At 73.4% G+C, this 24,939-nt stretch carries 21 protein-coding genes and 2 tRNA genes; 14 read left to right on the top strand and 9 right to left on the bottom strand.

Features of this window, described 5'->3' with window-relative positions; translation table 11 throughout:
* Positions 1 to 121: 121 nt before the first annotated feature.
* On the bottom strand, positions 122 to 634 hold the full coding sequence (locus FZ103_RS23575) for a DoxX family protein (RefSeq protein ID WP_186356769.1): 513 nt from the start codon (positions 632 to 634) through the stop codon (positions 122 to 124).
* Positions 635 to 770: 136 nt separating this feature from the next.
* Between FZ103_RS23575 and FZ103_RS23570 the strand changes: the two genes are divergently transcribed.
* From FZ103_RS23570 to FZ103_RS23555, 4 genes are all read left to right on the top strand, one after another.
* Complete coding sequence (locus tag FZ103_RS23570) at positions 771 to 1,568, top strand: SDR family NAD(P)-dependent oxidoreductase (protein ID WP_156004331.1); 798 nt, start codon at positions 771 to 773, stop codon at positions 1,566 to 1,568.
* Between the two features lie 203 nt (positions 1,569 to 1,771).
* Positions 1,772 to 2,368, top strand: coding sequence for an HD domain-containing protein (locus FZ103_RS23565; protein ID WP_156004329.1), 597 nt, complete (start codon positions 1,772 to 1,774; stop codon positions 2,366 to 2,368).
* Between the two features lie 111 nt (positions 2,369 to 2,479).
* On the top strand, positions 2,480 to 4,255 hold the full coding sequence (locus tag FZ103_RS23560; RefSeq protein ID WP_156004327.1) for a PQQ-binding-like beta-propeller repeat protein: 1,776 nt from the start codon (positions 2,480 to 2,482) through the stop codon (positions 4,253 to 4,255).
* A gap of 114 nt (positions 4,256 to 4,369) precedes the next feature.
* A complete protein-coding gene (locus FZ103_RS23555; RefSeq protein ID WP_222936843.1) occupies positions 4,370 to 4,549 on the top strand; it encodes a helix-turn-helix domain-containing protein in 180 nt (59 codons plus the stop codon).
* Positions 4,550 to 4,679: 130 nt separating this feature from the next.
* Here FZ103_RS23555 and FZ103_RS23550 read toward each other — a convergent pair.
* Positions 4,680 to 4,756: transfer RNA gene (locus FZ103_RS23550), tRNA-Pro, on the bottom strand.
* A gap of 192 nt (positions 4,757 to 4,948) precedes the next feature.
* On the opposite strand from FZ103_RS23550, the gene FZ103_RS23545 reads away from it, so the two are divergent.
* Positions 4,949 to 5,287 (top strand): hypothetical protein, encoded by a 339-nt coding sequence (locus FZ103_RS23545; RefSeq protein ID WP_156004323.1) that lies wholly within the window; start codon positions 4,949 to 4,951, stop codon positions 5,285 to 5,287.
* Between the two features lie 197 nt (positions 5,288 to 5,484).
* Here FZ103_RS23545 and FZ103_RS23540 read toward each other — a convergent pair whose 3' ends face one another.
* From FZ103_RS23540 to FZ103_RS23530, 3 genes are all read right to left on the bottom strand, one after another.
* On the bottom strand, positions 5,485 to 8,532 hold the full coding sequence (locus FZ103_RS23540; protein ID WP_343233676.1) for a BTAD domain-containing putative transcriptional regulator: 3,048 nt from the start codon (positions 8,530 to 8,532) through the stop codon (positions 5,485 to 5,487).
* Between the two features lie 127 nt (positions 8,533 to 8,659).
* Positions 8,660 to 8,866, bottom strand: coding sequence for a hypothetical protein (locus tag FZ103_RS23535; RefSeq protein WP_156004321.1), 207 nt, complete (start codon positions 8,864 to 8,866; stop codon positions 8,660 to 8,662).
* A 58-nt stretch (positions 8,867 to 8,924) separates the two neighbouring features.
* Positions 8,925 to 9,110: a hypothetical protein gene (locus FZ103_RS23530; RefSeq protein ID WP_156004319.1), complete on the bottom strand. Its 186-nt coding sequence runs from the start codon at positions 9,108 to 9,110 to the stop codon at positions 8,925 to 8,927.
* 353 nt (positions 9,111 to 9,463) lie between these two features.
* Here FZ103_RS23530 and FZ103_RS23525 point away from each other — a divergent pair, with 353 nt between their 5' ends.
* From FZ103_RS23525 to FZ103_RS23515, 3 genes are all read left to right on the top strand, one after another.
* Positions 9,464 to 10,198: a hypothetical protein gene (locus FZ103_RS23525; RefSeq protein ID WP_156004317.1), complete on the top strand. Its 735-nt coding sequence runs from the start codon at positions 9,464 to 9,466 to the stop codon at positions 10,196 to 10,198.
* 7 nt (positions 10,199 to 10,205) lie between these two features.
* On the top strand, positions 10,206 to 10,817 hold the full coding sequence (locus FZ103_RS23520; protein ID WP_156004315.1) for a DUF4352 domain-containing protein: 612 nt from the start codon (positions 10,206 to 10,208) through the stop codon (positions 10,815 to 10,817).
* A 966-nt stretch (positions 10,818 to 11,783) separates the two neighbouring features.
* Positions 11,784 to 12,320 (top strand): hypothetical protein, encoded by a 537-nt coding sequence (locus tag FZ103_RS23515; RefSeq protein ID WP_156004313.1) that lies wholly within the window; start codon positions 11,784 to 11,786, stop codon positions 12,318 to 12,320.
* A 45-nt stretch (positions 12,321 to 12,365) separates the two neighbouring features.
* On the opposite strand, the gene FZ103_RS23510 is transcribed toward FZ103_RS23515, so the two are convergent.
* Complete coding sequence (locus FZ103_RS23510; protein WP_156004311.1) at positions 12,366 to 13,652, bottom strand: hypothetical protein; 1,287 nt, start codon at positions 13,650 to 13,652, stop codon at positions 12,366 to 12,368.
* Positions 13,653 to 13,777: 125 nt separating this feature from the next.
* Between FZ103_RS23510 and FZ103_RS23505 the strand changes: the two genes are divergently transcribed.
* The 4 genes from FZ103_RS23505 to FZ103_RS23490 all read left to right on the top strand — a co-directional run bounded on the left by FZ103_RS23505 (position 13,778) and on the right by FZ103_RS23490 (position 17,073).
* Entirely contained in the window at positions 13,778 to 14,656 is an 879-nt protein-coding gene (locus FZ103_RS23505; protein ID WP_156004309.1) for an NUDIX domain-containing protein, read from the top strand.
* Between the two features lie 237 nt (positions 14,657 to 14,893).
* Positions 14,894 to 15,307, top strand: a complete 414-nt coding sequence (locus FZ103_RS23500; protein ID WP_156004307.1) for a hypothetical protein — start codon at positions 14,894 to 14,896, stop codon at positions 15,305 to 15,307.
* Positions 15,308 to 15,388: 81 nt separating this feature from the next.
* Positions 15,389 to 16,201 (top strand): DUF2786 domain-containing protein, encoded by an 813-nt coding sequence (locus FZ103_RS23495; RefSeq protein WP_186356779.1) that lies wholly within the window; start codon positions 15,389 to 15,391, stop codon positions 16,199 to 16,201.
* 443 nt (positions 16,202 to 16,644) lie between these two features.
* Positions 16,645 to 17,073, top strand: coding sequence for a PPOX class F420-dependent oxidoreductase (locus FZ103_RS23490; RefSeq protein ID WP_156004303.1), 429 nt, complete (start codon positions 16,645 to 16,647; stop codon positions 17,071 to 17,073).
* Between the two features lie 42 nt (positions 17,074 to 17,115).
* Here the strand turns inward: FZ103_RS23490 and dnaN are convergent, their stop codons facing one another.
* Both dnaN and FZ103_RS23480 read right to left on the bottom strand, forming a co-directional pair.
* Positions 17,116 to 18,258 (bottom strand): DNA polymerase III subunit beta, encoded by a 1,143-nt coding sequence (gene dnaN / locus FZ103_RS23485; protein WP_186356768.1) that lies wholly within the window; start codon positions 18,256 to 18,258, stop codon positions 17,116 to 17,118.
* A 271-nt stretch (positions 18,259 to 18,529) separates the two neighbouring features.
* Positions 18,530 to 19,006: a DUF4442 domain-containing protein gene (locus tag FZ103_RS23480; protein WP_186356778.1), complete on the bottom strand. Its 477-nt coding sequence runs from the start codon at positions 19,004 to 19,006 to the stop codon at positions 18,530 to 18,532.
* Positions 19,007 to 19,177: 171 nt separating this feature from the next.
* Between FZ103_RS23480 and FZ103_RS23475 the strand changes: the two genes are divergently transcribed.
* Together FZ103_RS23475 and FZ103_RS23465 are read left to right on the top strand one after the other, a co-directional pair.
* A complete protein-coding gene (locus tag FZ103_RS23475) occupies positions 19,178 to 21,163 on the top strand; it encodes a cation:proton antiporter (RefSeq protein WP_156004299.1) in 1,986 nt (661 codons plus the stop codon).
* Between the two features lie 708 nt (positions 21,164 to 21,871).
* A tRNA-Ser gene (locus FZ103_RS23465) sits at positions 21,872 to 21,960 on the top strand.
* A 93-nt stretch (positions 21,961 to 22,053) separates the two neighbouring features.
* On the opposite strand, the gene FZ103_RS26245 is transcribed toward FZ103_RS23465, so the two are convergent.
* Positions 22,054 to 24,705 carry an AAA family ATPase gene (locus tag FZ103_RS26245; RefSeq protein ID WP_394350137.1) on the bottom strand — a complete coding sequence of 884 codons (2,652 nt, stop codon included), beginning with the start codon at positions 24,703 to 24,705 and terminating at the stop codon, positions 22,054 to 22,056.
* Between the last annotated feature and the right edge of the window lie 234 nt (positions 24,706 to 24,939).

The raw sequence follows: 24,939 nt of genomic DNA, 5'->3' as shown, positions 1-24,939 counted from the left end.
GCCGTCCCGGCCGCCGGGCCGACCCGGGTGCGGCGATGTCCGCCGCACCGCGAGGCCGGCGCGCTCCGGCCGCCCGGGGTCGGCGCACGGGCGGCGCCGGATCTAGTGCCCGACGGGCGATCTAGTGTCCGACGGGCGGCAGCTTGGACTTCGCGTCGCGCGCCTTGCGGCCGGCGGCCTTGCCGGCCCGCGAGGCCGACCTGCGGACGTCGCGCGCCGCGTAGCGGGCTTCGTAGACGACCTTGGGCGGTCGGCGCCGCGGCTCGGTGGCCGTCAGCACGAGTGCGCCGAGCAGGCCGATGTCCTTGACCGCGGCGTCGCGCCCGGCCGCGTCCCAGCCCTTGCCCTGGGCCGCGGCCACCAGCGACGGAACGGCCTGCGCGGCCAGCACCAGGCTGGCCAGGCGGGTGCCCTTGCCGAGCAGCAGCATGGTCCCCGCCCCGACACCGGCCGCGGCCTGGACCCGCACCACCAGGACGGGGTTGTCGGGGATCCAGGGACAGTAGGTGTGGACCCGACTGACCGTGGGCGCGAGCGCTTCGGCCCGCGGGTGCGGGTCGCGCAGCGTCTCCACGGAGTCGATGACGTACGGGGCTGCGAGCAGGCGTTGAAGCTGTTTGCGTAGGACTCCCATGCTGTCCCGTATACCCGGGAGCGCCCGGCGAACCCCATGAAGGACGTGTTCGTCTCTCGGCGCGCGAGGTGCGGGGGCGAATTCGCCGTCGGATTCCCGCCAGCACCGGCGGCGGCCGGCGGCGAGCATTTCGAGTATGGATCTCAACCTCAAGGACAAGGTCGTCGTCGTCACGGGAGCCAGCAAGGGCATCGGGCTCGCCATCACCCGGGAGTTCGTCGCCGAGGGCGCGCGGGTCGTCGCCGGCAGCCGCACCACGACCCCCGAGCTCGCCGAAGCGCGGGAGTCGGGCACCCTGGACGTCGTCAACGCCGACCTCGCCTCGGCGGAGGGGCCGGAGCGCCTCGTCGCCGCGGCGGCCGACCTGCACGGCGGCGTCGACGTACTGATCAACAACGTCGGTGCGGTCGAGCCCGCCGACGGCATCACCGGGACCGGGGACGCCGCCTGGCGGTGGATCTTCGACGTCAACCTCTTCTCCGTGGTGCGCACGACGCGCGCGGCCGTCCCGGCGATGGCCGGGCGCGAAGGCGCCGCGATCGTCAACATCAGCTCGGTCAACGCCAGCCGGCCGGCACCGATGATCATGCACTACAGCGCGGCCAAGGCGGCGCTGACCAACCTCGGCCGCTCCCTGGCCGAGGAGCTGGCGCCCAGCGGGATCCGGGTGAACACCGTCTCCCCCGGACCGGTGCGCACGCCGATGTGGATGGACGACCGGGACGGCATGGCCGGGTTCCTCGCCGCCGAGGCGGGCACCACGGTGGACGACCTGGTGGACCGGGTGCTGCCGGAGAGCATGGCCATGACCGTGGGCAGGATGACCGAACCGCACGAGGTCGCCGACATCGCCCTGTTCCTGGCGTCGACGCGTGCCGCGAGCATCACCGGGGCGGACTACCGGATCGACGGCGGAATGATGAAGACGGTCTGATCCCGCGGCCCCCGGCGGTCGGGCCCGCGGGACCGTGGGCCCGCGGGCCCGCGGGTCCAGGAGGGGCCGCCCGCCCGTGCCGACAGCCCTCGAACCGACCGCTCCGCGTGCGGAACGCGAACGGTACACATCCACATCCGGTGCCATGCGCACAGGCCGGCGCGCGGTCGGGCCGGTCTCGCCTGGTCGCTAAGGTCGAGGGCATGCGGGTACCCAGCGACACCGAGATCCGCGATCTGCACGCGGAGCACGCACCGACGCGCGAGGCCTTCGACCTCGTGCACACCCACTGCACCATCGTCGCGGGGATCGCCGCCCAACTGCTGGAGCGCCGTCCGGCGGCGGCCGACCCGGATCTCGTACGCGCCGGCAGCCTGCTGCACGACATCGGCGTCTACCGCCTCTACGACCGCTCCGGCCGCCTGGACCACGAGCGCTATGTGCGCCACGGCGTCCTCGGCCGCGACCTCCTCGCCGAGCAGGGCTACCCGGACGTACTGGGCCGCTTCTGCTCCTGCCACACGGGCATGGGCATCACCCGCCAGGACATACGAGAGCAGGCCCTGCCCATCCCGCCGGGCGACTACGTCGCGGAATCCCCCGAGGAGGAACTCGTCATGTTCGCCGACAAGTTCCACTCCAAGGCCGGCCCGCCGGTCCTCGTCTCGCCCGACACGATCGCCACCCGCCTGCGCCGCTTCGGTGCCGACAAGGAGCTCCGGTTCAAAGCCCTCCTGGCCAAGTACGGCGAACCCGACCTGCACCCGTTCCACGAGGCCCACGGCCACGCGGTCGTCTAGCGGGCCGCCGCAGTGCGATCCGCGTCCTCGTCTCCCGGCCGCCGGAGGCTCGTGCGCCCATAGGATGTGAGCGCCCCGCTCCCCCTGCTCGGCGGGGCGGAGGGGTGCACCATGGGTGGAATCCGGAGGCGGTTCGTCCTGGCCGGATGCCTCGCGGGCCCGGTCCTCGTGGCGGTCGACCTCGTGTTCGCCGCGGGCGCCGTCCCGGGTACGCGCGTCCCCGTCTACGTGGCGTGCGGTGCGCTCACCGCCTCGGCGCTGCTGGCCGCCCACGGCCACCTCGCGCGCCGCGCGCCCGACCCCGACGGCGGCACCTGGACGTTCCTCGCGTGGGCCGCGGCCGCTGCCGCCGCCCTCACCGCGGCGCTGGCGGCCGCCCACTCGTACGGCTACACGGAGTTCGCCGCCGGGGACCGCTACCTCCTGCTGGCGGGCACGCTCGCCGCCGTCGCGGCGGCCGCGGTCCAGTTCGCGGCGGCGGTGGCCGCGATGCCGCGGCTCTACGGCTTCGACACGCCGGGCCCGCCCGCGCGGGCCGCCGGGCTCGCCGTTGTCGTTCTGCTGTTCACCGTGATCGGCGCTCGGACCGAAGAAGCCGCGCACCGGCTCCTTCCCGCGCTCCAGCACACCACCGCCGGCGGAGATCCGGCCGCCGCGGGTTCGCCCGGGGGTTTCGGGCCGCACCTTCGCCAGCTGGACCTGCCCGCCGAAGCGGACAGCGTGCAGCCGATCGCCGCCGGGTTCCTCGTCCTGCTGCCGGACGGGGTCGTGGCGGTCGACCCCCGTAGTGGAGAGGAGCGGTGGCGCTACCGCCTGCTCGGCTCGTTCGCGTCGGCCCGCGTTTCACCGGACTTCGGGAAGGTCGTGGTCCTCTTCTTCCGATCGCCCCAGGTGGGCCCCTCTCCGCGCACCACGCGGGCCACCCTCGACGCCGCCACCGGCGAGCTACTGCACGCCTCGGCCGGCCACGGGCACCTGTACGGCCACGGGCTGGCCGCCGCCGGAGCGGATCGCCCCGTCGCGGGGGAGGACGTGACGGTCGAGACCGACGATGAGCGAGGCGGGTTCCTGGTACGCGGCACCTCGTCGGGAGCGCCCCTGTGGGAGTTCGACGGGTCAGCGGACTGCGTCCTCGACACCTCGCTCAACATGGACGCGGTGTCCGATCTCGTCGTCACGGACCGTCGCGTCTATGCCGCGACGGACTGCGTCGGCGGAGGGGAGCGCGCGCGGGAGGCGGACACGGTGATCGTGCACGCCTTCGCCGCCGCCACCGGAGAGCTACTGTGGACCCACGCGGCGGAAGGCGGCTACGACCAGGCCGGACTCCTCTCGGGCTCCACCGACGGCTCTCGGCTCTACCGCTACGAACCCGAGTCCGGCCGCTTCTTCGTCCTCGACGCGGCCACCGGCGAGGAGCTGCACAAGGGGAGCTGGAGCAAAGAGGCGCCGGAGTGGAACTCCGACCGCGTCACCGTGCAGGATCCGGCTGCGTGGGCAACCCTGACCTCCGGGGCCTACAGCCGCGCCGCGTGGACGGCCGTCCCCGGAGGGGGCCTGCTCCTCGGCCGGGAAACCGGCTTCACGCTGACTCGTCCCGACGGGGAACCGGTCCGCACCGTCGAGCTCCCCCGTCCGGACGAGGGCGCGCACCGCCAAGCCGCGGCCACCGCCTCCGCGTTGCTGGTCCTCGACTGGACCGCGGACCCTTCCGCACCGGTGGCGCTGACCAGCTACCCCTGGGACGGCTCGGCCCCGAGCACCGTCGACGACGTCCTTGCCGGCCGCGGCGTACCCGCCGGGGCCTCGGTGAACCTGCTGCCGACGCAAGGGGCGGCCGCCGTCCACGTCACCGCCGAAGACCCCATCGCCGCCACCGTCACCTGAGCCCGCCGCCCACGCGAATCCGGCCTTGCGCGGGGTGGGCCGTGTCCGTGTTGGGGCTCGCGGGCTCCGATGCGGCTTCAGGCCGCCCGCGTCGCGGAGGAGGACATCCCTGCCATGGCCGGCGCTCACGAACTGATGACGGCCGCCCGGATGCTCGGCATCGGGCGCACCAAGGCGTACGAACTCGCCCGTCAAGGCGAGTTCCCGTGCCACGTCATCCGCATCGGAGAGCAGTACCGCGTCTCGACGGCAGACCTGCTGCGACGGTTGCGGGCTACCGGCGATGACCGGTGACGGCCGCCAAGGGCCGGATCTGAACGGTCACGGCCGCCTGATCGTGCCCAGTTCCACGGTCAGATCACGGTCAAACGACCAAGGGCCTGATCACGAGTCTTCGTGATCAGGCCCTTGACCTGTAACTATGTGGTCGGGGTGGCGGGATTTGAACCCACGACCTCTTCGTCCCGAACGAAGCGCGCTGCCAAGCTGCGCTACACCCCGGTTGCGCCGCTGCACAGTCTAGCGGACGTGCGGGCGTGGTCGCACACGCTTTGCCGGGTGGGGCGGGGGTGGCGGGGTGAGGGGTGTGGGGCGGGGTGCCGGGGGATCGGGGTGGGCAAACCTCTCTAGAGAAAACGGCCGGGAGCGGTCGCCGGGGTTGCCGGGGGCCGAGGCGACGCGCACGTTGGACGTATGGGAGCCGAGAGCCCTGTCCCCGTTCCCGATCCCTTGTCCGCCGTCCCGTGGTGGGTCCGCCTGTCGCGGTGGCTCAACGGGTCCCGGGTGTGCTCGGTGGGCGACTGCATCGAGCTCACCGAGCCCGCCGAGCACCATTGCACCACCCACATCCGCACCTTCCGCTCACGACTGGGAGAACACCGCTGCGCCGCGCCCCGCTGCGTGCGGGCGCGTGTGACAGGCGGCCACCTGTGCCCGCAGCACCGTGAGGAGGCGCCGCCCGACCTCGGCGCCGCCGTCGCGGACGGGCGGTGGAACTCCGCCGGCCCGCCTCCGCCTCCGGGCGGATCCTAGACCGGCGGCCGTTCCACGGACGGACGGGAAGGCCCCGGCCGGTGGTGGGCGCCGTGCCGCTCAGGCGGCACGGGCCCCGCCGGTGCGGGGCCTTCGCGCCCTCGGTGCCGAGCCTTCGCTCCTTCGCCACCGGACTCACCGGCTGTTTCCCGTGAAACCGGCGGGCTCGGACCGCCTGTGGGGACCGCGTCCAGGGGTCAGACGAGCCTCTCCAGCTCCGCCTGCGCTTCCTGGGCTTCGGGGGCGCCCAGGTCGGCGAAGAGCCGGGCTGCGCTCGCCAGGTAGGTCACGCGCTGGTCGTCGGGGAGCGCCTCGCACGGCAGCAGTCCGAGCCGCATCAGCGCCCGGCCCTCGGTGTGGCGCTCGTCGCGGCTGCGGGCCAGCTCCAGCGCCTGCTCCTGGATGCGCTGGGCCTGGGGCCAATCACCGTGCTCGGCGTAGGCGACTCCGAGGTCGGAGAGGATCTCGGCGTCGGCGCTGTGCTGTCCCACGTCCTCGCCCAGTTGCAGGGCGGCCTTGTGGGACTCGATCGCCGCTTCCAGATCGCCGCTGCGGCGCAGGGCCACCGCCATGCTGTTGCGGATGTAGATCTCGTCGCGCTGCGACCCGATGAGCTGGGCGAGCTTCAGCGCCTCGGACAGGTAGAAGGAGGCCTGGTCGGCGTTGCCCTGCTGGGCGTTGACCTCGCCCAGCACGCGCAGCACCTGGGCCGAGGTCTCGTACTGACCGTCCTCGCTCTTGATCTTCAGGGCCGACTCACAGAACTCCAGGGCCTTCTCGTAGTCGCCGAGGACCTGGTACATCGCCCCCAGGTTGGCCCGCTGCACTCCCTCCAGCGACCGGTCCCCCGACGCCACCGCGTACTCGAAGACCTTCCACGCGCAGGAGAGCGCGTCGTGGTAGCGGCCGGTCCGGTCGTAGACCATGCTCAGGCTGGAGTAGACCCGCGCCTGGCCGCGCTCGTCGTCGATCGTCTCAAGCAGGTCGCGCGCCTCGTTCAGCAACTCCAGCGAGTGCGCGAAGCGGCCGGCCAGGCAGTGCGCGATCCCCAGGCCGATGAGGGTGGCCGCGCTGCCGCGCACGTTGCCGTTGGCCCTGCTCGCCGCCAGGGCCTTCTCCTGGGTCGACATCATCAGCTCGGTCTGGCCGTGGTTGGCGTAGTGCCGCCATAACGAGTCGGCAAGCTGCCATGCCTGCTCGTCCAGGCCCACGCCGGCGTAGAAGTCCACGGCCGAGGCGAGGTTGTCCTGGTGCCGCTCGAACCACGCGGTGGCCTGCGCGTGGTCGGCGAGCGTGGTCTCGTAGCGGGAGGAGCTGCGCCGGTCGATCTCGTAGTGGTGGCCGCGCGGTCCCATCATGTCGGCCGCGCGGTTGGCCATGTCCAGGTAGTGGTCGGCGAGCCGCCGCCGCGCCGCCTCGGCCTCGCCCGCGGCGAGGTCCGTACCGGCCTTCTCCCGCGCGTAGGAGCCGAGCAGGTCGTGGAACCGGTACAAATCGACGCTGGGTTCTTCGAACAGGCACACACTGACCAGCTCCTGGAGCAGGTCGTCGGCCTCGGGCGGATCGCAGTCGAGCAGGGCGGCCGCGCCGTGCAGGTCGACCGTGCCGCCGATCATGACGCCGAGGATCAGGAAGGCCCGGCGCTGCTCCTCGTTCAGGCTCTGGTAGGACAGCTCGAAGACGGCCTCGACGCTGTGCCCCTCGATCCGCAGTTCGCGGAACATCCGGTGGTGTTCGCTGAGGCGCTGCTTGACGTGCTCGAAGGTCCAGCGCGGCCGGCTGAGCATGCGGCCCGCGACGATGCGCAGCGCCAGCGGAAGCCCTCCGCACAGCCGGACCACCTCGCGCGCCGTCGCGGGCTCCTGCTCGACGCGGTCTGGGCCCAGGACGGTGGCGAACAGGCGCAGCGCCGAGTCCTCGCTGAGCTTGCCCAGTGAGATGTAATGCGCCCCGCTCAGGCCCGGCAGGTCCTGGCGGGAGGTGACCAGGGTGAACGATCCCGGCGCGGCCGCCAGCAGGGGGCTGATCTGCGCGAAGTTGGCCACGTTGTCGAGCACGATCAGCACGCGCCGGCCCGCCAGGCTCGCGCGCCACAGGGCCGCCCGCTCCTCGACGGAGTCGGGAACCGCATCGGGCTGGACGCCGATCGCGCGCAGCAGGCTGCCCAGCGCCGAAGCGGGAGTGACCGGCTCCTGCTCGACCGTGTAGCCGTAGAGGTCGATGAACAGCAGCCCGTCGGGGAACCGGTCGGCCAGCCGGTGCGCGCCGTGGACGGCCAGCGTGGTCTTGCCCGCCCCGCCCAGACCGGTGATGACGGCGATCTCGGCCCGCCCCTCGTCGCGCGTGCCCAGCGCGAGCAGGCGCTCCAGGTCCTTCTCGCGGCCGGTGAAGTCGGGGATGTCGCGCGGGAGGTCGTTGCGGGCGATGAAGTCGCGCGGCCGCTGGTCCTGGATCCCCGGCGCGGCCGCCGCGGACTCCTCGGCGGCCGCGGAGCCGGCGGCGCCGATGATCCGCCCGGCGTTGGACTCGGTGTCGCGGAGGATCTGCCCGTGCAGCTCCATGACCTCGGGGCTGGGATCGACGCCGAGCTCCTCGGCCAGGTACTCGCGGCACTCCTGGAACGCGGCCAGCGCGGAGGCCCGCTGCCCGCTGCGGTACAGCGCCGCGATCAGGAAGTACTGGAGCCGCTCGCGCAGCGGGTCCTCGCGCACCAGAGGGGTGACGCGGGTGATGATCTCGGTGTAGCGGTGCAGCGCGAACGCGCACTGCACCCACGAGGTCCAGGCGTTCCACCGCTCTTCCAGCAGCGGGCGCACGACGGCGTTGCCCAGGTGCTCGGAGCCGGTTCCGGAGAAGGGCTGCCCCCGCCAGCAGGCCAGCGCCTCGTCCCAGAGGACGGCCTCCTCGGCGGGGTCCTCGGCGGTCTTGGCCCGGGCGACGAGGCCGCGGAAGCGGTGCAGGTCGACCTTGTCCGCCTCGATCGCGGCCAGATAGCCGCCGGCGGTCGTCTTGATGACGTCGGGAAAGGACCGGCGCAGGTGCGAGATCTGCACCTGGATCACCGAGCGCGCGGTGCGCGGCGGATCGTCGTCCCACAGGTATTCGATCAGCCGGTCGACCGTGACTTCCTTGCCGAGTTCGACAAGGAGGGTGCCCAGTACACATCGCTGCCGCGGACCACCGACGGAGACCGGTTCCCCGTCGTTCGACCACGCCGATATGGGGCCGAGCACGCCGAAATTCACGAACAGCACTCTAGCAAGGCCGTTCGCGCTGCAGAGGGGAAGCGAGGGCGGTGGGCACCGTGCTCCCCTCTCCGCAGCACGGTGCCCACGGGCGGCGCGAGAAACCGCCCTCAGCGGCCGGAGCGGCTCAGCGCCGCTCCTTGTCGGTCTCCTTCTCCGGAGACTCCGCCTCCTTTTCGGCGGGTGCGTTCTCGGAACCCGGCTCGGCCTCCTGCTCCGGGTCGGGCTCGGAGAACGGCTCCAGCCTGGCGGCGGGCTCCAGGCCCAACCGTGCGGTGATGGCCGCGAACTCCGCCTCGACGAAGGCCGGGTGCTCGACCGTTGCGTGGTTCATGGGGCAGTCCTCGATTCCTGCAGGGGATTGGAGTGTCAGCGGAGCGCTCGCGGCCGCATCACGGCCAGTCGATCGCCGGGTCGTCCTCGTCGACGGCCCCGTCCTCGTCCTCGTCCTCGAACCGCTCGTAGTCCGGCTCGGAGAACGGGTCGATCCTGGCCGTCACCGCCGGGCCGATCCGGGCCGCGATAACCGCGAACTCCGCCTCGACGCCGTGAACGTCCGCGAGAAGCGTAGGGGTCATGGCACTCCTTCGGTCACGTGAGCGGTCGCGGAGGAGGGCCGGCCCGGGCGCGGTGCCGCTGCGGCGGCCGCCCCCGCCGCCCGTCGGCCGGCCGCGCCCACCGGCTCCGGAACGAACCCGGCCGGCGCCCGCAGGCCGTCCTCCTGCGGGTGCCGGTCCGACTGAACGTGGTTTCAGCCTAGGCCGAGCGTCTTGCACCGCGCTTTCAGTTCTCTTACGGCCGGTCGAACGCTTTCACCGAGGCCGCGCAACGACGGCCCGTTCCCCCTCTGCGGTTCCCGACACCCGAGAATCTGTCCTCATCAGGCCGCGAAAGGGCACGAAGCGGGTCCTTCCCTCTAGACTTCCTGCCCGTGGCACACCACGCTCCGGACCCCGCGGACCAACCAGGCGGCCTCCTGCCCCAGAGCACGCTCGGGCGGGTAGCCATCGTGCTGGTGGCCGCCGCCGTGCTCGGCGCCGCCACCCTCGCGCTCTGGGCTGCCGGAGGCCTGGCCAGGGCCGATGTCACGCCGCGGCTCAAGCCGGGCACCGAGGTCCGCACCGCGATGTACACCCTGACCCCGCACAAGGCCGAGTTCGTCAAGGACGACGCCGGGCTCACGGCGCTGCAGGTGCGCGCCGACCTCGTCTCCAACGACACCAAGCCCATCCAGGTCAGCGCGCTCGACCAGGCGATCCAGGTCTCCTTCCCCTCGGGCGCGATCGACGCCGCCGTCCTGTCCGTCACATACACCCGCCACCCCGGCGGCCTGGTCTTCGAGATCCAGCCGGGCATGCGCGAGGAGGTCCTGCTGACCTGGTCGCTGCGCAAGGCCGAGGCCGAGGACAAGAAGAAGCAGCAGGAGCAGAACTCCGACAACCCGCTGGCCGGACTCGGCGGCGAACAGGTCGAGGGCGGCGGCATCGACCTGGAGACCCTGATGGAGACCCCCGAGGACGTGGCGCCGCTCGCCGAGAAGGAGGACGAGGTGACCCTCGCCTTCAGCGAGATGGAGTTCGCGCCGGGCTTCACCGACCAGTCCAAGAGCTGGAAGACCACGGACGAGACAGCGGCCGAGGTCGCCTTCCCGCTCGGACAGGGGTGAACCGGCCGTGTCCTCCCCCTTCGCCCGCAGCGCACTGACGGTGTTCGCGACCCTCACCCTGATCACCATGATCGTGGTGGCGCAGTCGCTGGTGCCCGACGAAACGCTGGCGACCCAGCCCATCGCCTACTCCGGCGAGATGGGCGAACCCGTCGACGCCCGCCAGTTCACCATCACCGCCGAGAAGGTCCGCGTCGCCGAGGCGGTGTCCGACGAGGACGGGCTCGGTACCTCGGGGCCCATCGAGGCCAACGGAGTGTGGGTGGTCGCCACCGTCGAGATCACCGCCACCCGGGCCCCGCTGCTGAACACCGACGCCGAACTGGTCATGAGCGACGGCTACGTCTACTCCACCACCGGCTGGCTGAGCAACGGCCTGGCGGGAGGCTTCGGCGCCACGCTCGATCCGGGGATCCCCGTCACCGGCATGCTGGTGTTCGAGGTGCCCGAGGACCGGCTCAAGGACCCCACGCTGCAGGTGAACGCGCGCGAGTCGCTCGACGACCGGTTGAGCGCCCGCGCCGACATCGATCTGGGGCTGAGCGGCGCCGAACTCGACCGGCTCCTCGCGGACCCGGAGCAGAGCATCGCCGTTCCCGCCCCCGCCCAGACGCCGTAGGAAGCGCCGCACATGCATCCTGACGACCCCCGCCGCGGAGAGCGCTCCGCCGAGGACCGGCAGCCGCCTGCGGGTCAGCGGCCGCCCGCCGGGCAGCAGCCTTCGCCTGCGGAACACCAGCCCTCCGCCGAGGAGCAGCCCCGCAATCGTGAACAGGAGCCCCCGGCTCCGGGGCGGCAGCCCACAAGGCAGCAGCAGGGGTCGGAACAGCAGCGGCCGCCTGCCGACCAGCGTCCCGCCCCGCAGGGGCCCCAGCCCAGCGGGGGCGGGCACATCCCGCCCACCGGACAGCAGCCCGCCGGGGGGTATCGGCCGCCCGCGGGACACCAGGGCCCACCCGCGGGGCAGCCGCCCGCGCCGCAGGGACGGCCCCAGTCCTCCGGGGCGCCCACGCCCCCGTCCGCCGGCCGGCAGCCCGACCCGCAGGGACCGCAGCCCACGGGGGGACAGCAGACTCCGTCCCCTGCCCGGCAGCAGCCCACCGGGGGGCACCGGCCCCCGCCGGCGGACTGGCAGCAGCCCGCGCCCGGCCGCGGCCACCCCGCTCCGCCGCCCTCGGCGCCTGCGCCCGGCCAGCAGGGCCCCCGGCAGCCGCAGCCTCCCCGACCGGGCGGCTACGCCCCGCAAGGGCCCCCACAACAGCCCGGGCCGCAAGGTCCCCCTGGGCCGCAGGCGCCCCAAGGGCCGCCTCCCCCGCCCGGCCACCACGGGCCGCAGGGGCCTCCTGCGCCGCCTCCCGGCGCCCACCGGCCCCACCCGGCGGGCGGCCCGGCGGGTGCACCGGGCGGGCCCGGCCCCTTCGGTCCGCCGCCGCCCGGCAGCCCGGCGTTCGCACCGCCGCCGGGTCCCCCTCCGCAACCGCAGCAGCCGTTCCCTCCGCCGCCGGGGCCTCAAGGCGGTCAGCGGGCCCGGCGGGCGCTACCGCTGTGGAAGCGCGCCCACCTGCCGTCGATCGCCGTGCTGGCGGTGGCGCTCCCGGCCGCCCTCGGGGTGCCCTGGTGGATGGAGCGCGAGGCGATGCTGGACCAGGGCGCCATGACGCCGGAACCGGTCGCGGTGGCGGGGCCCGAAGAGCCCACCGAACTGGTGGGCAGCAGCTGGGAGCTGCGCGGCACACTGGTCGACGAACTGAACGGCTCCGCGCCGCCGCCTGAAGGCACCCACCTGGTCGACGCCGTGTTCAAGCTGACTCCGGGCGAGGGCGCCTCACGCAAGCGCCTCACCGACTGCAAGTTCCGCGCGGTCGACGACCAAGGGCGCTGGTGGCGGCCCACGACGTCCTACTCGATGCGGCCCGACCTGGAGGGCACCGTCTCGGTCGCCTACGGGTGCACCGACGACAACGGCAAGCCGCTGCCCGCGGGCGAGGACGTCGGCGTGGTGCTCAGTTTCGTGGTCCCCGACGACGCCGTCGACTCCCTGGCCTTCGAGATCGCCGTGCCCACCAAGGCGCCCGCCAAGGGCGATCCCGTCCCCCGATCGCTGCGGTTCGAGCAGGAGTAGCGGCGCAAGCCCCGACGGCCCGCCGCCGGCAGCGGGCCGGGCCGCTCAGGCGTGGGCGCGGCCGGGCGTGCGCGCGCGGCGTCCCGTGCTCGCCGCGCTCAGGCTGCGCAGGGTCACCTCGAAGGTCGCCGCCAGCAGGCACACGCGCACCAGCTCGTGCAGGGCCTCCACCAGGAAGTTGACGGGCGTCAGCCACGGCCACCACCAGCCCAGGAAGTCGTGGGGCCCCACGGCGACGAAGACGCCCCGCTCCAGCCAGGCGAAGGCGACGTCCAGCAGCACGTAGTAGAGGCAGAAGCCCAGGTAGAACACCGGGCTGGCGCGCAGGATGAACCGGAAGGCGTTGATGAAGGGCATCCACCGGTCCTGCGCGCTGCGCCGCATGAGCCTGCCCGCGTTGCGCAGGAGGCTGTTGCTGGGGGAGACCAGCGCGCCCTCGATCCTCGCCGCGCGGGTGCCCTTGCGGAAGAACGCGTCGTGGCGGTCCATCTCGGCGCCGAAGATCACCGCGGCGATGGTCAGCCACAGCAGCGGCTCGAAGAGGCCGTCGCGCAGATGCGTCAGCAGCTGCCCGAGCAGGTCCAGCGCCGCGAGGTAGCCCTGTTCGATGGGCAGCGAGGTGGCGCTGCCCAGGTTGCGCATGAACTCCAGAATGCCGTTCTCGAACACGTACCAGGCCTGGCGCTGGCCCAACCAGGTCTTGATGTTGCCGTAGACCTGCATGATCGAGAAGAGGCCGAAGAACATCCAGTTGGCCTCGAACAGGGCGGTGAGGATTCCGAGGATCTTGCTGTCGGTGCGCGTGTAGAACCGCTCGCACAGCACCCGCACCAGGAACGAGACCAGCGCGATGGCCAGCGGAAGACCGAGGGCGTTGATCTCGTTGACCTCCACGAAGCCTTCGAGTCCCCGCTGGTTGATCAGCTCGATGTTGTACTGGCGGAACTCCTCGGCGAAGCGGCCCCAGGCGTTGTAGAAGATGAGGAAGGGCAGGATCGCCATAGCGACGGCGTCGACCCAGCGCCGCTCGCGCTCGGAGACCCCTGAACCCTTGGCGGCGAGTTCGCGGTCCACCGCCGGCAGGCCGGGCCGGAGCATGTGGAACATCACGATGGTGACGGTGAGCTGGGTGAGCACGACCAGGGTCATGCCGATCAGGCCCACGTTCTGGTCGATCGCCGACAGCCGCACGACGCCGCGCATCATCATGTCGTGCAGGAACGTGCCGATCACATACACGCACAGCAGCGGCGCCCAGTACCGCCTCGCCAGGTCGAGGGTGTAGAGGGGGAGCCGTGTCACCGAGGCCGTGGCCCTTGCCGTCCTGCTCATCGCGCGCAAATCCTAGCGGCCGGGCGGAGCCCGGTGTGGGTCTGCACTGGCCGGAGTCGGCCGCAGTGGGCAAGGTGGAAGGGGTTGAGGCCTCCCCGAGATCCGGGGCAGACAACGGAGGTGGGATGAGCGACGGCGACGGCTGGGTCACGCTTCCCGACGGTTCGCGCCGCTGGGGCCGGTTCGGCAGCGCCGGCCTGCTGCTGCGCGCGCCCGGACCGCGCGGCGGCAGCGGCGGCCGGGTGCTGATGCAGCACCGCGCGGTGTGGAGTCATCAGGGCGGCACCTGGGGCGTGCCCGGCGGAGCGCGCAACAGCGACGAGACCCCGGTGCAGGCGGCGCTGCGGGAGTTCAGCGAGGAGGTGGCCGGCGATCCCGGCAAGATCGAGCTGATCGGCCTGCACCGCCAGGAGCACACGGTCTGGCGCTACGACACCGTGCTGGCGCGCACCGCGGTGGGCGGCAGGCTGGAGGCGGCCAACTGGGAGAGCGACGAGGTGCGCTGGGTCGGTGTCGGCGAGGTCCCCAAGCTGCCGCTGCTGCCGGCGTTTGGCCGGACCTGGCCACTGCTGCGCGAGGCCCTCGGCCGCCGCATCGCGGTGCACGTCGACGCCTCCGCGGTGCTGGCCGAAGACGGCGCGGGACCGCTGGAACGGCTGCGCGACGACCTGGCCGGACTCGCGGCCGGGGGCGTGACCGCCGACGCGCTGCCGACCGGGCTGGGCGACGCCGGCCTGCACCTGTGGTTCCCCCGGATCCGGCTGCTGGTCGCGGCCGACGCCCCGGCGCCCGACCCGGTGCCCGGCGTCGAGGTGGTGCGCGCGCACTCCGGCGCGTTCACCGCGGAGCCGGCCGGCGGGGAGTCCGCGGACGGTGTGCGCACCGAGACCGTGCTCGTCACCGACCGGGTCGGCGCGCCCGGCGCCGACGGCATGCGCGCGGTCCCGCCGTCGTGGCTGGCCGCGGCGTCCTCCCTGCCCGCCGAGGGACCGCCGAACGCATAGGCGCGGGCGGGTGCGGGCGGGGACCCCGGGCACTTCCGCCGGGTACCGCTCGTTCATCCGGGCAGAAGCCGTCCCGGCGGCGCGCAACGCCCGCGGCGCCGGGGTGAGAAGTGCCGGAGTGCCCGGTCAGGGGTAAGTCAGGGGTGTGCCCCTGATGCGGTTCCGCCACCGGGCGGGCATCCTTGGCAGAGACAGGCTGGACGCCAGGCTTCGACCAGCCGGAACAAAGGAGCTGACATGACGCTGGAGCGCGGAAACTCTCTCATGCCCGTGCACGCGGCGACACTGATGTGGCCCACCGGTATCGCGACGGGGGCGGGCGTGGTGGCCGGGGGCCTGTCCTTCCTCACGGCGCTGCCCGCTGTCACCATCGCCGGGCCGGTCGGCACCGCGATCTTCTTCTTCGCGCTGGTCGGCGGCGGCGTCGCGCTGCTCGGCGGCAAGGGCGACCGGCGCGCGCGCCGCTGGGCGGGCCAGTACCCGTGGCGCTTCGCCGCCGGCCCGGCCGCGCTGGCCGGACTGGGCATCGCCGTCACCTCCCTCTTCGCCGGGGGCTTCTTCGGCGCGGTGTTCTCCGGATTGGCCGCTGCCGCGGTGATCTGGGTCATTCTCGGCATCATCGGCATGGTCGCGGGGAACAAGTCGGCCTGATCCGCTTGTTGCACCGGTCCATGGCAGAACACACCACGGGGAACGACCAAGCGCTCTATGTCGACTGAAGCTCGTCAGAAGATGATCGAGCGGGTCCGCGGGCTCCTCCGGATGGCTGAGGATCCCGCGGTCACCGATGCCGAGAGCCAGGCGTTCACCGCCAAGGCCGCCGAGCTGATGACCCGGCACGCCATCGCCGAGGCCGAGGCGCGCGCCGAACGCGGCGAGCTGCCCGAATCGGTCACCCGGCTGGACTTCCCGGTCTCGGGTGTCGGCGGGCACGGCAAGGCGCGGGTCAAGGCGCTGGCCGGGATCGCGGCCGCCTACGGCTGCCAGTCGGCGGTGCGCGGCAACACCTCCGCCAACACCGAGCGCACGCTCATCATCGTCGGCACCGCGAGCGCGCTGGATGCGTTGCGCGTGCTGCTGCCGTCGATCACCATGCAGATGGAGGCCTCGGCGCGGTTCACCGCGCGCGAGCACATCGCGAACCTGCGCGAGCTGCGCAACTACGACCGCTCCACGCTGGCCACCGAGCGCAGCCGCTTCTACCGGTCCTTCGTGCGCGCCTACGGCTACGCCGTGGCCGAGCGGATCAAGGAGTTCCGCGCCAGGCTGAGCGAGGAGCCCGAGAACGGCCGGGAGGAGGCGGGCACGGAGTCCGGCGAGCAGGCCGCGTCCTCCCGCGGGGCCGAGGTCGTGCTGCGCACCGACGTCGACCGGGTGCGCGAGGACTTCCAGCGCCGGTTCCCTCAGCTCAAGCCGACGCGTCCCGAACGCACCCACCACCGCGCCGGTTACCGCGCGGGTTATGCGCGGGGGCGCCGCGCCCAACTCGGCATCGGTACTCCGGTCAGCCAGGGCGGCAACTCGGCTCTGTCCGAAAGGGAGTAAGCGGGCACAGCCGTTCCCATCCACATGCTTCCGCCAATGTCGGCGCCTTGTGGATAACTCTGTGGGTAACTCGGGAAAACCCATCGGGTTTTGCCGAGCGGCCCAAATCGCTTGTGGATAAACCTGGTGGCCGCGGCTTTTTTCTTCTGCTCCCGATTGGCCGGCGGTCAGGTTACCGCGGCTTCCCGTTCACTTGCGGGCCGCACGGCAACCGCGAAAACCGCGTCCCATTCACGTCCGGGGTCCCGCCGATCGGGCGGGAACGGGCGCTGATCCGGTCCGGGCGGACAAGTGCGGCGAGAACCGCGGAATGGGGTTCGGCGGCGGCGCCGTTCGCTTCGCTCCGCGCGCGCAAAGCCGCGGAGCCGCAGGGGGTGACATGGGCCACTCTTTTGGGAAGAGTTGGAGTCGCACGCTCCGCTGTCCGACGGGAGTCGCCTCAGATGACCGCAGCCACGCTTCTCCGGCCTTTCCAGCGCTACAAGACCGCCCTGCTTCTCACCTACCGCGACGACGGCGTCAGTCCGCAGGGCACACCGGTCAGCGTGGTGGTCGAGGACGGCCGCGTCCTGTTCCGCACCTGGGAGGAATCGGGTAAGGCCAAGCGGCTGGCCCGCAACGCGGCCGCCGACCTGCGCCCCTGCACCTTCAGCGGGCGGCCGCGGGGCGGCGCCGTCCGCGGCGAGGTGCGCCCGCTCGAAGGCGACGAGGCCAAGCGCGCATCGCTGCTGCTCGCTCGGCGCCACCCCATGCTGCAGGGGTGGGCCGTGCCGATGAGCCACAAACTGCTGAAGTACCGCACCCGGCACTACGAGTTCGTCCCCCTGGACCTCAACCACGACATCGAGAACATGGAGGGCTGCCCCGACTGAGCGGTTCTCCGGGCACGCGCACGGCCCCGCGCCGAGCGGGGCTCAGGACACCCGCAGCGGCATGACCAGGTAGCGGAACTCCGGCGGGCGGTCGTCGTCGCCGGGGACGTCGGAGATGACGACGGGCTTGGTGGCCAGCGTGAAGTCGATGTGTGCGGTCTCGGTGTGCACCGCGGCGAGGCCGTCGAGGAAGTAGTCGGGTGTGAACGCCACCCGGATGGGCTCGCCGCTGAACTCGACGTCGAGCGCCTCGGCGGCCTGGGCGTCGTCGCCCGAGCCGGCCTCCAGCACGACCTCGCGCTCGCTGAACGACAGGCGCAGCGGGGTGTTGCGGTCGGCCACCAGCGCGACGCGCTTGACGGCCTCCATCAGGGGAGCCGTGGCGACCTTCGCACGCGACGCCGACTCCTCGGGGAACCGCGACCGGTACTTGATGAAGTCGCTGTCGATGAGACGCGTGGTGGTGCGCCGCCCGTTGTTCTCGAACCCGATCATCCCCTCGCCCGAGGCCCCGCCGGCCGCGGCCGGCGACAGCGCGACGTCGACGTTGGTGCCGCCCGCCAGGGAGCGGGCGATGTCGTGCAGCGTGCGGGCGGGCACCAGGGCCGCCGCTTCCAGCTCCGCGGCCTGCGGCTTCCACCACAGCTCGCGCACCGCGATGCGGTAGCGGTCGGTGGCGGCCAGGGTCAGCGAGTCGCCGGAGAAGGCGAGGTTGACCCCGGTGAGCATGGGCAGGGTGTCGTCGCGGCTGGCGGCGGGGCTGACCTGGCGCACCGCGCCGGCGAAGGAGTCGGCGCTGAGCGAGCCGCTGACGTCGGGCATGTCGGGCAGCGCCGGATAGTCCTCGATCGGCAGCGTGAGCAGGGTGAAGCGCGCGCTGCCGCAGGTGACCAGCACCCGGGCGCCGTCGGCGTGGACGTCGACGGGGGCGTCGGGGAGGTTGCGCACGATCTCGGCGAGCAGTCGGCCGGAGACCAGCACGGCCCCGGGATCCTCGACGCCGACCTCGACCTCGGCTCGCGCCGAGACCTCGTAGTCGAAGCTGGACAGCCGCAGCGCGGAGGAACCGGGCAGCGCCTCCAGCCGCATGCCGGCGAGCACCGGCAGGGACGGGCGGGCGGGCAGGGCGCGGGCCGTCCAGGTGACGGCGTCGGCGAACGAATCGCGTTCGGCTCGGAATCTCACGGTGCAGCCACCTCCGTGTACGCGGGCCGGCCGGGCCGCCGGACGCGGGGCAGGCCGCGGGCGGGGATCCGCGCCGCGCGTGCGGGCGGCGCGCTGCCCGCACGGGCGGGCACGGCTGAGGGATCGGGTCCGGCCATGGTGCGCCCCCTGACGGCTCGCGGATCCGCCGACTGGATTGCCGGCGTGGTAACCGTACCCACCGGCTACGACATTCCCGGGCCGCCGGGGACCGACACGGCGGTGTGCTCGCCCGCGCGCTGCCGGCGCGGATTCAGCCGTTTTCCGGATCGTCCGCCTTGCTCGGCTTGAGGGTCCAGGTGACGCTCATGGAGCCGGTGACGGTGCCGTCGTCGGTGCGCAGTTCGACGTCCACGTCGAACTCCGGGCGCCCGCCCGCGTCGAGCTCGGCCAGGATCTCCGCGCGGGACCGCGACAGCCGCGCCTCGGCGGTGAGGTCGCCCATCGCGAGCTTGTGGTAGCGGATGTCGGCCTTGACGGCCAGCGGCACGGACCGGTCGAGCCGGTCGCCGAAGGTGCCGATGATGATCGCGCCCGAGGCCGACTCCCCGAGGGTGAACATCGCTCCGGCGTGCGGCCCGCCGACGTGGTTGTGGTGGTCGGCGCTGTCGGGCAGCCGCATGACGGCGCGGCCGTAGTCGATCTCGAGGAACTGCACGCCCAGCGTCCGGGCGAAGGGGACCGCTCCCAGGAATCCGGATTTCACGAATTCGGCGGTCTCTGCGTCCATGGTTGCCATGGCCCAGATATTACTCGCCGGTAACCCCCGCACGCGACAGAGACCGGCCCTCCCGCTCGGCGCCCGCCCCGCGCCCGTCGGCACTCGCCCCGCGCACGGTCGGCGCTTATTCTGGCCACGCCCGATCGGGCCATGTGAGCAGCGCACGAAGGGACCGCCGCCATGCTGTTGGCCGCCGAGGAGACGCCCGCCTTCCTCACCCCCGTCGTGCTGCTGCTGTGCGCGGCCGCCGTGATCGGCTACCTGAGCGCACGCCTGCGCGTGGTGCCCATCGTCGGGTTCCTCCTGGCCGGCGTGCTGATCGGCCCCCACCAGCTGGGCCTGGTCGGCAACACCTCGACCGTCGAGGCCGCCGCCGAGATCGGCGTCATCCTCCTGCTGTTCACCATCGGCATCGAGTTCTCCCTGGAGCGCCTGGCCGCGATCAAGCGGCACATCCTGCTGGGCGGCGGGCTGCAGGTGCTGCTGACGACCGCGGCGACCGCGGCGCTGGTCGTCGCGTTCGGAGCCGACTGGCAGACCGGCGTGTTCACCGGCTTCCTGGTCGCCCTGTCGTCCACCGCCATCGTGCTGAAGGTGCTGGCCGCGGCCGGGCGCACCACCTCCCCGCTCGGGCAGGCCGGCCTCGCCACGCTGATCTTCCAGGACCTGGCCGTGGTGCTGATGGTGCTGCTGATCCCGCTGCTGGGCGGCTCGGGCGACGGGCCCCTGGGGATCGCCGAGGCGCTCGGCACCGCCGCCGCGATGCTGGCCGCGGTCCTGGTCGTCGCCCGCAAGGTCATGCCGCCGCTGCTGGAGCGCGTGGCGCGGACGTGCTCGCCCGAGGTCTTCCTGCTGACCGTGGTCGCCATCGGGCTGGGAACCGCCTACCTGACCTCGCTGGCAGGCGTCAGCGTCGCGCTGGGCGCGTTCCTCGCCGGGCTGGTGGTCAGCGAGTCGCGGCACAGCGCGCACGCCCTGGGCGAGGTGCTGCCGCTGCAGATCCTCTTCAGCGCGACGTTCTTCGTCTCCATCGGCATGCTGCTGGATCTGAGCGCGCTGCTGGAGGTGTGGTGGCTGGTACTGCTGCTGGCGGCGGCGGTCGTCGTCCTCAAGGCGGCCACCGGCGCCGTCGCGCTGTCCGCGCTCGGTACGGGCGCATCGACGGCGCTGGCGGGCGGCCTGCTGCTGGCCCAGATCGGGGAGTTCTCCTTCGTGCTGCAGCGCTCGGGCGCCGATGCCGGACTCACGCCGGCCGGGCTGGGCGCCGAGGGCGAGCAGATCCTCATCGCGGTGACGGTGCTGCTGATGACCCTGACACCGGCGCTGGCCGCCCTCGGCGACCGCCTCGGCCGGTGGGCGGGCCCCCGGCGGCGCCCCGCCGGGGGCGGGGCGGCCCCGGAGCCGGGCGACGGGTCCGAGCCCGATGCGCCGGTGCTGATCTCGGGCTGGGGGCCGGTGGCGGCCGAGGTCGCAGCCGCGGTGCGGGCCCGCGGGGTCCCCGTCACCGTGACCACGCTGGGCCCCGACCTCGCGGCGGCGGCCGAGTCCGAGGGCAACACCGTGGTCCGCGGCGACCCGCTGCACCGCAACGTCCTGGAGGAGGCGGGACTCTTCACCGCCCGCGCCGTGGTCATCCCGGAGAACACCGGCGAGGACAGCGCGCGCATCGCCTCGGTCATCGGCGGGCTCGCACCCGGCGTGCCGATCGTCGTGCGTCCCGTGGACGCCGCCGAACCCGATGTGCTCGCCCCCTCGGGCGCCCGCCGCATCGTCGACACCTCCCGCGCCGCCGCCGCCCACCTCACCCGTGCGCTGCTGGACGAACTGGGCCTTCCCGTGCCGGCGCCCGGCGACTACCCCGACCCGCACACCCCCGTCGAGTTCGCGGCCGATCCCCAGGCGCCCTGCCCGCACACCTCCGGGATCCGCACGGTCCTGCCCGGCACCGCCGGGTGCGCCGACTGCCTGCAACTGGGCGAACGCGACTGGGTCCACCTGCGCATCTGCCTCGACTGCGGCCACGTCGGCTGCTGCGACTCCTCCCCCCGACGCCACGCCTCGGCCCACGCCGCCGACGCCAGGCACCCCCTCGTCACCGCCGCCGAGGCCGACCAGGACTGGGCCTGGTGCTACCTGGACGACACCCTGATCGCCCCCAAGGAGTGAACGCGCAGCGCGGCTTCCCACTGCTCCCACGCCACCCCCGCCAGGAGGTCGCCGGGGGTGTGCGCCAGGTCGGGCCGGACGGCCAGAAGCCTGCCGGACCGCGAAGAGCCTGGCGGAGACCGTCCAGGCCATCGTCACCAGCGCTGGGCTCGGGCCGTCGGCTTGGCATGTGAGGAGCAGGCCGCACATAGCCCCGAACACGAGCAGCCCGGCGAAGGCGGCGGTAACGGTTTCGTCCGCGCCGAGGCGGCGCGAGCGGTTCTCGGTCGCTTCGAGACAAGGATCGTAGGAGCATGTGCACCCCTTGCGGCTGGGCCGGACGGATGGCCCGGCGGGAGTGATTACTGGAGATCAGGTCCGGAGTTCGGTCCATGTCGTGCACTCTCGGGAACGGAGGCGGACGGACCCCATCGCTGAGGAGAAGGCGGAGACGAGTCCGAGCCCATCGGGCGCGTCATCGTCCGCTGAGATCGCATCGACGCCGGGCGGTTGGCGTCCGCGCTGGTCGGTCACGTCGATGCGGATGGTTTCGCCGCAGGTGCTGCGGGTGAGCATCAGCACCGACGACATGCCGATCCACGCCCTGGAGACGATCTGCGCAGCCAGTCGGCATGCGTTCCCGATCGGGCAGGTGACCGGGTCGGATCAGTTCTGAAACCCGCCCGGATGTCTGCGCTATGCTGTGGGCGGCCTGTGTGGCCGCCTTCTGGAGGGTTCGCATAGTGGCCGAGTGCAGTGCTCTTGAAAAGCACAAGATCCTTAGCGGGATCTCGTGGGTTCAAATCCCACACCCTCCGCATTAGTGAAGCCCCTCCCCGATCCGCTGCGCACGGATCCGGGGAGGGGCTTCGTTCGTCCGCACCGTCCGGGCGGCGCCCCGCCCGGACGGGTCACCGGGGCCAGGCGAACGCTTCGCCCACGGTGGCGGCCAGCTGCAGGTAGGCGTCACGGGTGGCCGGTGCCAGGCGGTCGAGGTCGACCTCGGCGCCCTCCTCCAGGTGGGCGTCCCAGGGCACGCGCACCACAGCGCGGCACCGGCTCGCGAAGTGCTGCTCCAGCCGGTCCAGGTCCACGCTGCTCTTGCCGGTGCGCACCATCGACAGCACCACGACCGCGCCGCGCACCAGCGGGCCGTACTGGTGGGCCTCCAGCCAGTCCAGGGTGGCGCTGGCGCTGCGCGCGCCGTCGACCGACGCCGAGCTGACCAGCACCACCTGGTCGGCCAGGCCGAGGACGCCGCGCATGGCCGAGTGCAGCAGCCCGGTGCCGCAGTCGGTCAGGCAGATGGAGTAATAGTGCTCCAGCAGCCAGGACACCTTGCGGTAGTCGTCCTCGCTGAAAGCCTCCGAGACGGCGGGGTCGCGGTCGGAGGCGAGGATCTCCAGCCGGCTGTTGGCCTGGGAGGTGAAGGCGCGGATGTCGGCGTAGCGGGAGATGGACTCCCGCTCGTTGAGCAGGTCGCGGATGGTGGCCGCGGTCTCCAGCCGCACCTTGTCCGACAGGGTTCCGCGGTCGGGGTTGGCGTCGACCGCCAGCACCCGGTCGCCGCGCAGCGAGGCGAGCATCGAGCCGAGCGCGACCGTGGTGGTGGTCTTGCCCACGCCGCCCTTCAGGCTCAGCACCGCGACCCGGTGGTGGCCGCCGCCGACCTGTGTGCGCGCACGCTCGGTCAGTTCCCGGCGGCGCTGCTCGGCCGCCGACTCCCCCACGTCGACCAGGCCGAACGTGGCCGAGTGCAGCATCTTGCGCCAGCCCTTGCTCGGCCCCGGCCGCTTGTCGCTGACCAGGTTCTCCGCACGCAGGTCCTCGGCGGTCTCGGGGTGGCCGGGCTGGCCCGGCTGCCCGGGGTACTGCTGTCCCGGCTGCACGCCCTCGGCGAAGTGGGCGTGGTACTGGAAGCCCGACTGCGGAGCGCCCGGCGGCCCCGGCGCGGCCCCCGGCCCCGGATGGTAGGCGTTGGGCGCGCCGGAGGGGTCCGGGCCGGGCTGCCGATACGGGTCGTAGGGCTGGTCGTAGGGCCGGCCGTAGCCGGGCGGGTGGCCGCCGGCCGGCTGCGGGCCGGTCCCCGGCCACTGCTGGGCCGGTCCGGGAGCGGCAGGCGGTGCGGCGTTCCAGGGCTGCGGGCCCGACGGCGCCGATTCCGGCCGCCACTCCCCGGGCGGAGGCTGCGCCGGACCGCCGGGGTACTGCGGTCCCCACGCATCGGGCGGCGCGGCGCCCTCCTGCTGCGGCGGCCGGTAACCGCCGGAGCCGGGAGCGCCCGGGTGGCCCTGCGGTGCTCCGGGCGCGGGCGGGGCCTCGGCGGGGCCGGGCGCACCGGCGGAGCCGGCGGCGTTGGGCGGCAGCGGCGGCAGCTGCTCGGGATCGGGGATCTCCTCGCCCCGGGGCGCGCCTTCGGGCGCGCCGGGAGGCGGCGGCTCCCCGCCCGGTCCACTCGGCGCGACGGGCTCGGCAGAGGTCCACTGCGGTCCGGCGGCCGGGTCCGCCTGCTGCGGCGCTTCGGACGCCTGACCGCCCGCGGACGGCGGGTCCGGCTCCTGGTAGGGCCGGAAAACCTCCGTCGCCTCGCCCGGGCGCGGGAGCCCGCCGGGACGCCCGTCCGCGGTGGGGCTCGGCGCCCGCTCGGGCGGAGCCCACTGCGCGAACGCGCCGGTGGCGGGCGCGGGGCCGGTCCCGTTGGTCCAGACCGGTGCGGACGGCTCGCGCGCCGGGGGTCCGGCGGCGCCCGCCTCGCCCGGCGCGGGCGCCTGGGGTGCCGGGCCCTCGCCGGGCTCGGGGGCGCTGTCGGCGTATCCGGCGCCGGGGTGCCCGCCCTCGTAGGGCTCGCCGACGGGGCCGGGGTCTCCGGGGGCTTCCTGCGCGTAGCCGGGGTCGGGTGGGGCCGGCGGGTTCCAGCCGGGCGGAGGCGGGGAATCGGCGCCGGGGCCGTCGGCGGGATAGGCGGGCGCCGGCCCGAGCGGCTGCCCGTTGTAGGCCGCCGGCGGCGCCTGCGGATCGGCGGCGGGCGGCGGCTGGCCGTATCCCTGCGCCGGGTATCCGGGCGGCGAAGGCTGCTGCCCCGCGCCGCCGGGCGCCGGGTACGGCCCGGACGGGTACCCCTGCGGATCCTGCTGGTACGGCGGCTGGGGCGCATGCCCCGCCTGGCCGGGGTAGGGCCCGGACGGGTGGTGCTCGGGAGCGGGCTGCTGGTAGGGGCCGCCCTCCTGCCCGGGCTGCTGCCACCCGGGGGCGCCGGGCGCCGGGCGGTGGGGATCCGGCGCAGGCGGGTGCTGGGGTCCGGGAGGCGGCCCCTGGGGAGCACCGGCTCCTCCTGGCTCGCCGGGAGGCTGCCCGGTGTGCTGCTGAGGCCCTGGGCGGTCGCCCTCGAACGGGCCCGCGCCTCCTATGGCATAGGGCGGCGGCGGGACCGCGCCCTCGTCGATGGCGTAGGGGGGAGGGGGCGGGGAGGGCTCGCCGAACCACTGCTCGTCCGGGCCGCGATCGGCGGGCGCCTCGCCCGGTCCGTCGGCGCCCTGGCCGTGGTCGCCGTCCCACGCACGCATTCCGGCATGGTCGGAACCGTCGTGCTCTCGGTGTGCCAACGCGGTTCTCCTCAAGACGCTTGCTCGGGTGCGCGATGTCCGATCGCTGCCGCCTGGCCGCACCATGGGGATCGGCGGCCCGGACCCGGACTCACGACCATTCTCTCCTCCGCCAACAAAGATACGAACCGCAGCCAAAACCGGACACCCCGCACCCACTCGGCCCGCGGTGTCCACAGCCGGCCGATGCGGGAA

It is taken from the genome of Streptomonospora sp. PA3 (assembly GCF_009728995.1).
Classification (GTDB): Bacteria; Actinomycetota; Actinomycetes; order Streptosporangiales; family Streptosporangiaceae; genus Streptomonospora.
The sequence above is the reverse complement of the archived record's forward strand: the minus strand, read 5'-3'. Positions and strand labels throughout refer to the sequence as shown.

Coding starts and splice junctions, on each gene's coding strand:
- FZ103_RS23575 (WP_186356769.1), bottom strand. CDS start 634: ATGGGAGTCCTACGCAAACAGCTTCAACGCCTGCTCGCAGCCCCGTAC.
- FZ103_RS23570 (WP_156004331.1), top strand. CDS start 771: ATGGATCTCAACCTCAAGGACAAGGTCGTCGTCGTCACGGGAGCCAGC.
- FZ103_RS23565 (WP_156004329.1), top strand. CDS start 1,772: ATGCGGGTACCCAGCGACACCGAGATCCGCGATCTGCACGCGGAGCAC.
- FZ103_RS23560 (WP_156004327.1), top strand. CDS start 2,480: ATGGGTGGAATCCGGAGGCGGTTCGTCCTGGCCGGATGCCTCGCGGGC.
- FZ103_RS23555 (WP_222936843.1), top strand. CDS start 4,370: ATGGCCGGCGCTCACGAACTGATGACGGCCGCCCGGATGCTCGGCATC.
- FZ103_RS23545 (WP_156004323.1), top strand. CDS start 4,949: ATGGGAGCCGAGAGCCCTGTCCCCGTTCCCGATCCCTTGTCCGCCGTC.
- FZ103_RS23535 (WP_156004321.1), bottom strand. CDS start 8,866: ATGAACCACGCAACGGTCGAGCACCCGGCCTTCGTCGAGGCGGAGTTC.
- FZ103_RS23530 (WP_156004319.1), bottom strand. CDS start 9,110: ATGACCCCTACGCTTCTCGCGGACGTTCACGGCGTCGAGGCGGAGTTC.
- FZ103_RS23510 (WP_156004311.1), bottom strand. CDS start 13,652: ATGAGCAGGACGGCAAGGGCCACGGCCTCGGTGACACGGCTCCCCCTC.
- FZ103_RS23505 (WP_156004309.1), top strand. CDS start 13,778: ATGAGCGACGGCGACGGCTGGGTCACGCTTCCCGACGGTTCGCGCCGC.
- FZ103_RS23500 (WP_156004307.1), top strand. CDS start 14,894: ATGACGCTGGAGCGCGGAAACTCTCTCATGCCCGTGCACGCGGCGACA.
- FZ103_RS23495 (WP_186356779.1), top strand. CDS start 15,389: ATGATCGAGCGGGTCCGCGGGCTCCTCCGGATGGCTGAGGATCCCGCG.
- FZ103_RS23490 (WP_156004303.1), top strand. CDS start 16,645: ATGACCGCAGCCACGCTTCTCCGGCCTTTCCAGCGCTACAAGACCGCC.
- FZ103_RS23480 (WP_186356778.1), bottom strand. CDS start 19,006: ATGGACGCAGAGACCGCCGAATTCGTGAAATCCGGATTCCTGGGAGCG.
- FZ103_RS23475 (WP_156004299.1), top strand. CDS start 19,178: ATGCTGTTGGCCGCCGAGGAGACGCCCGCCTTCCTCACCCCCGTCGTG.
- FZ103_RS26245 (WP_394350137.1), bottom strand. CDS start 24,705: ATGCGTGCGTGGGACGGCGACCACGGCCAGGGCGCCGACGGACCGGGC.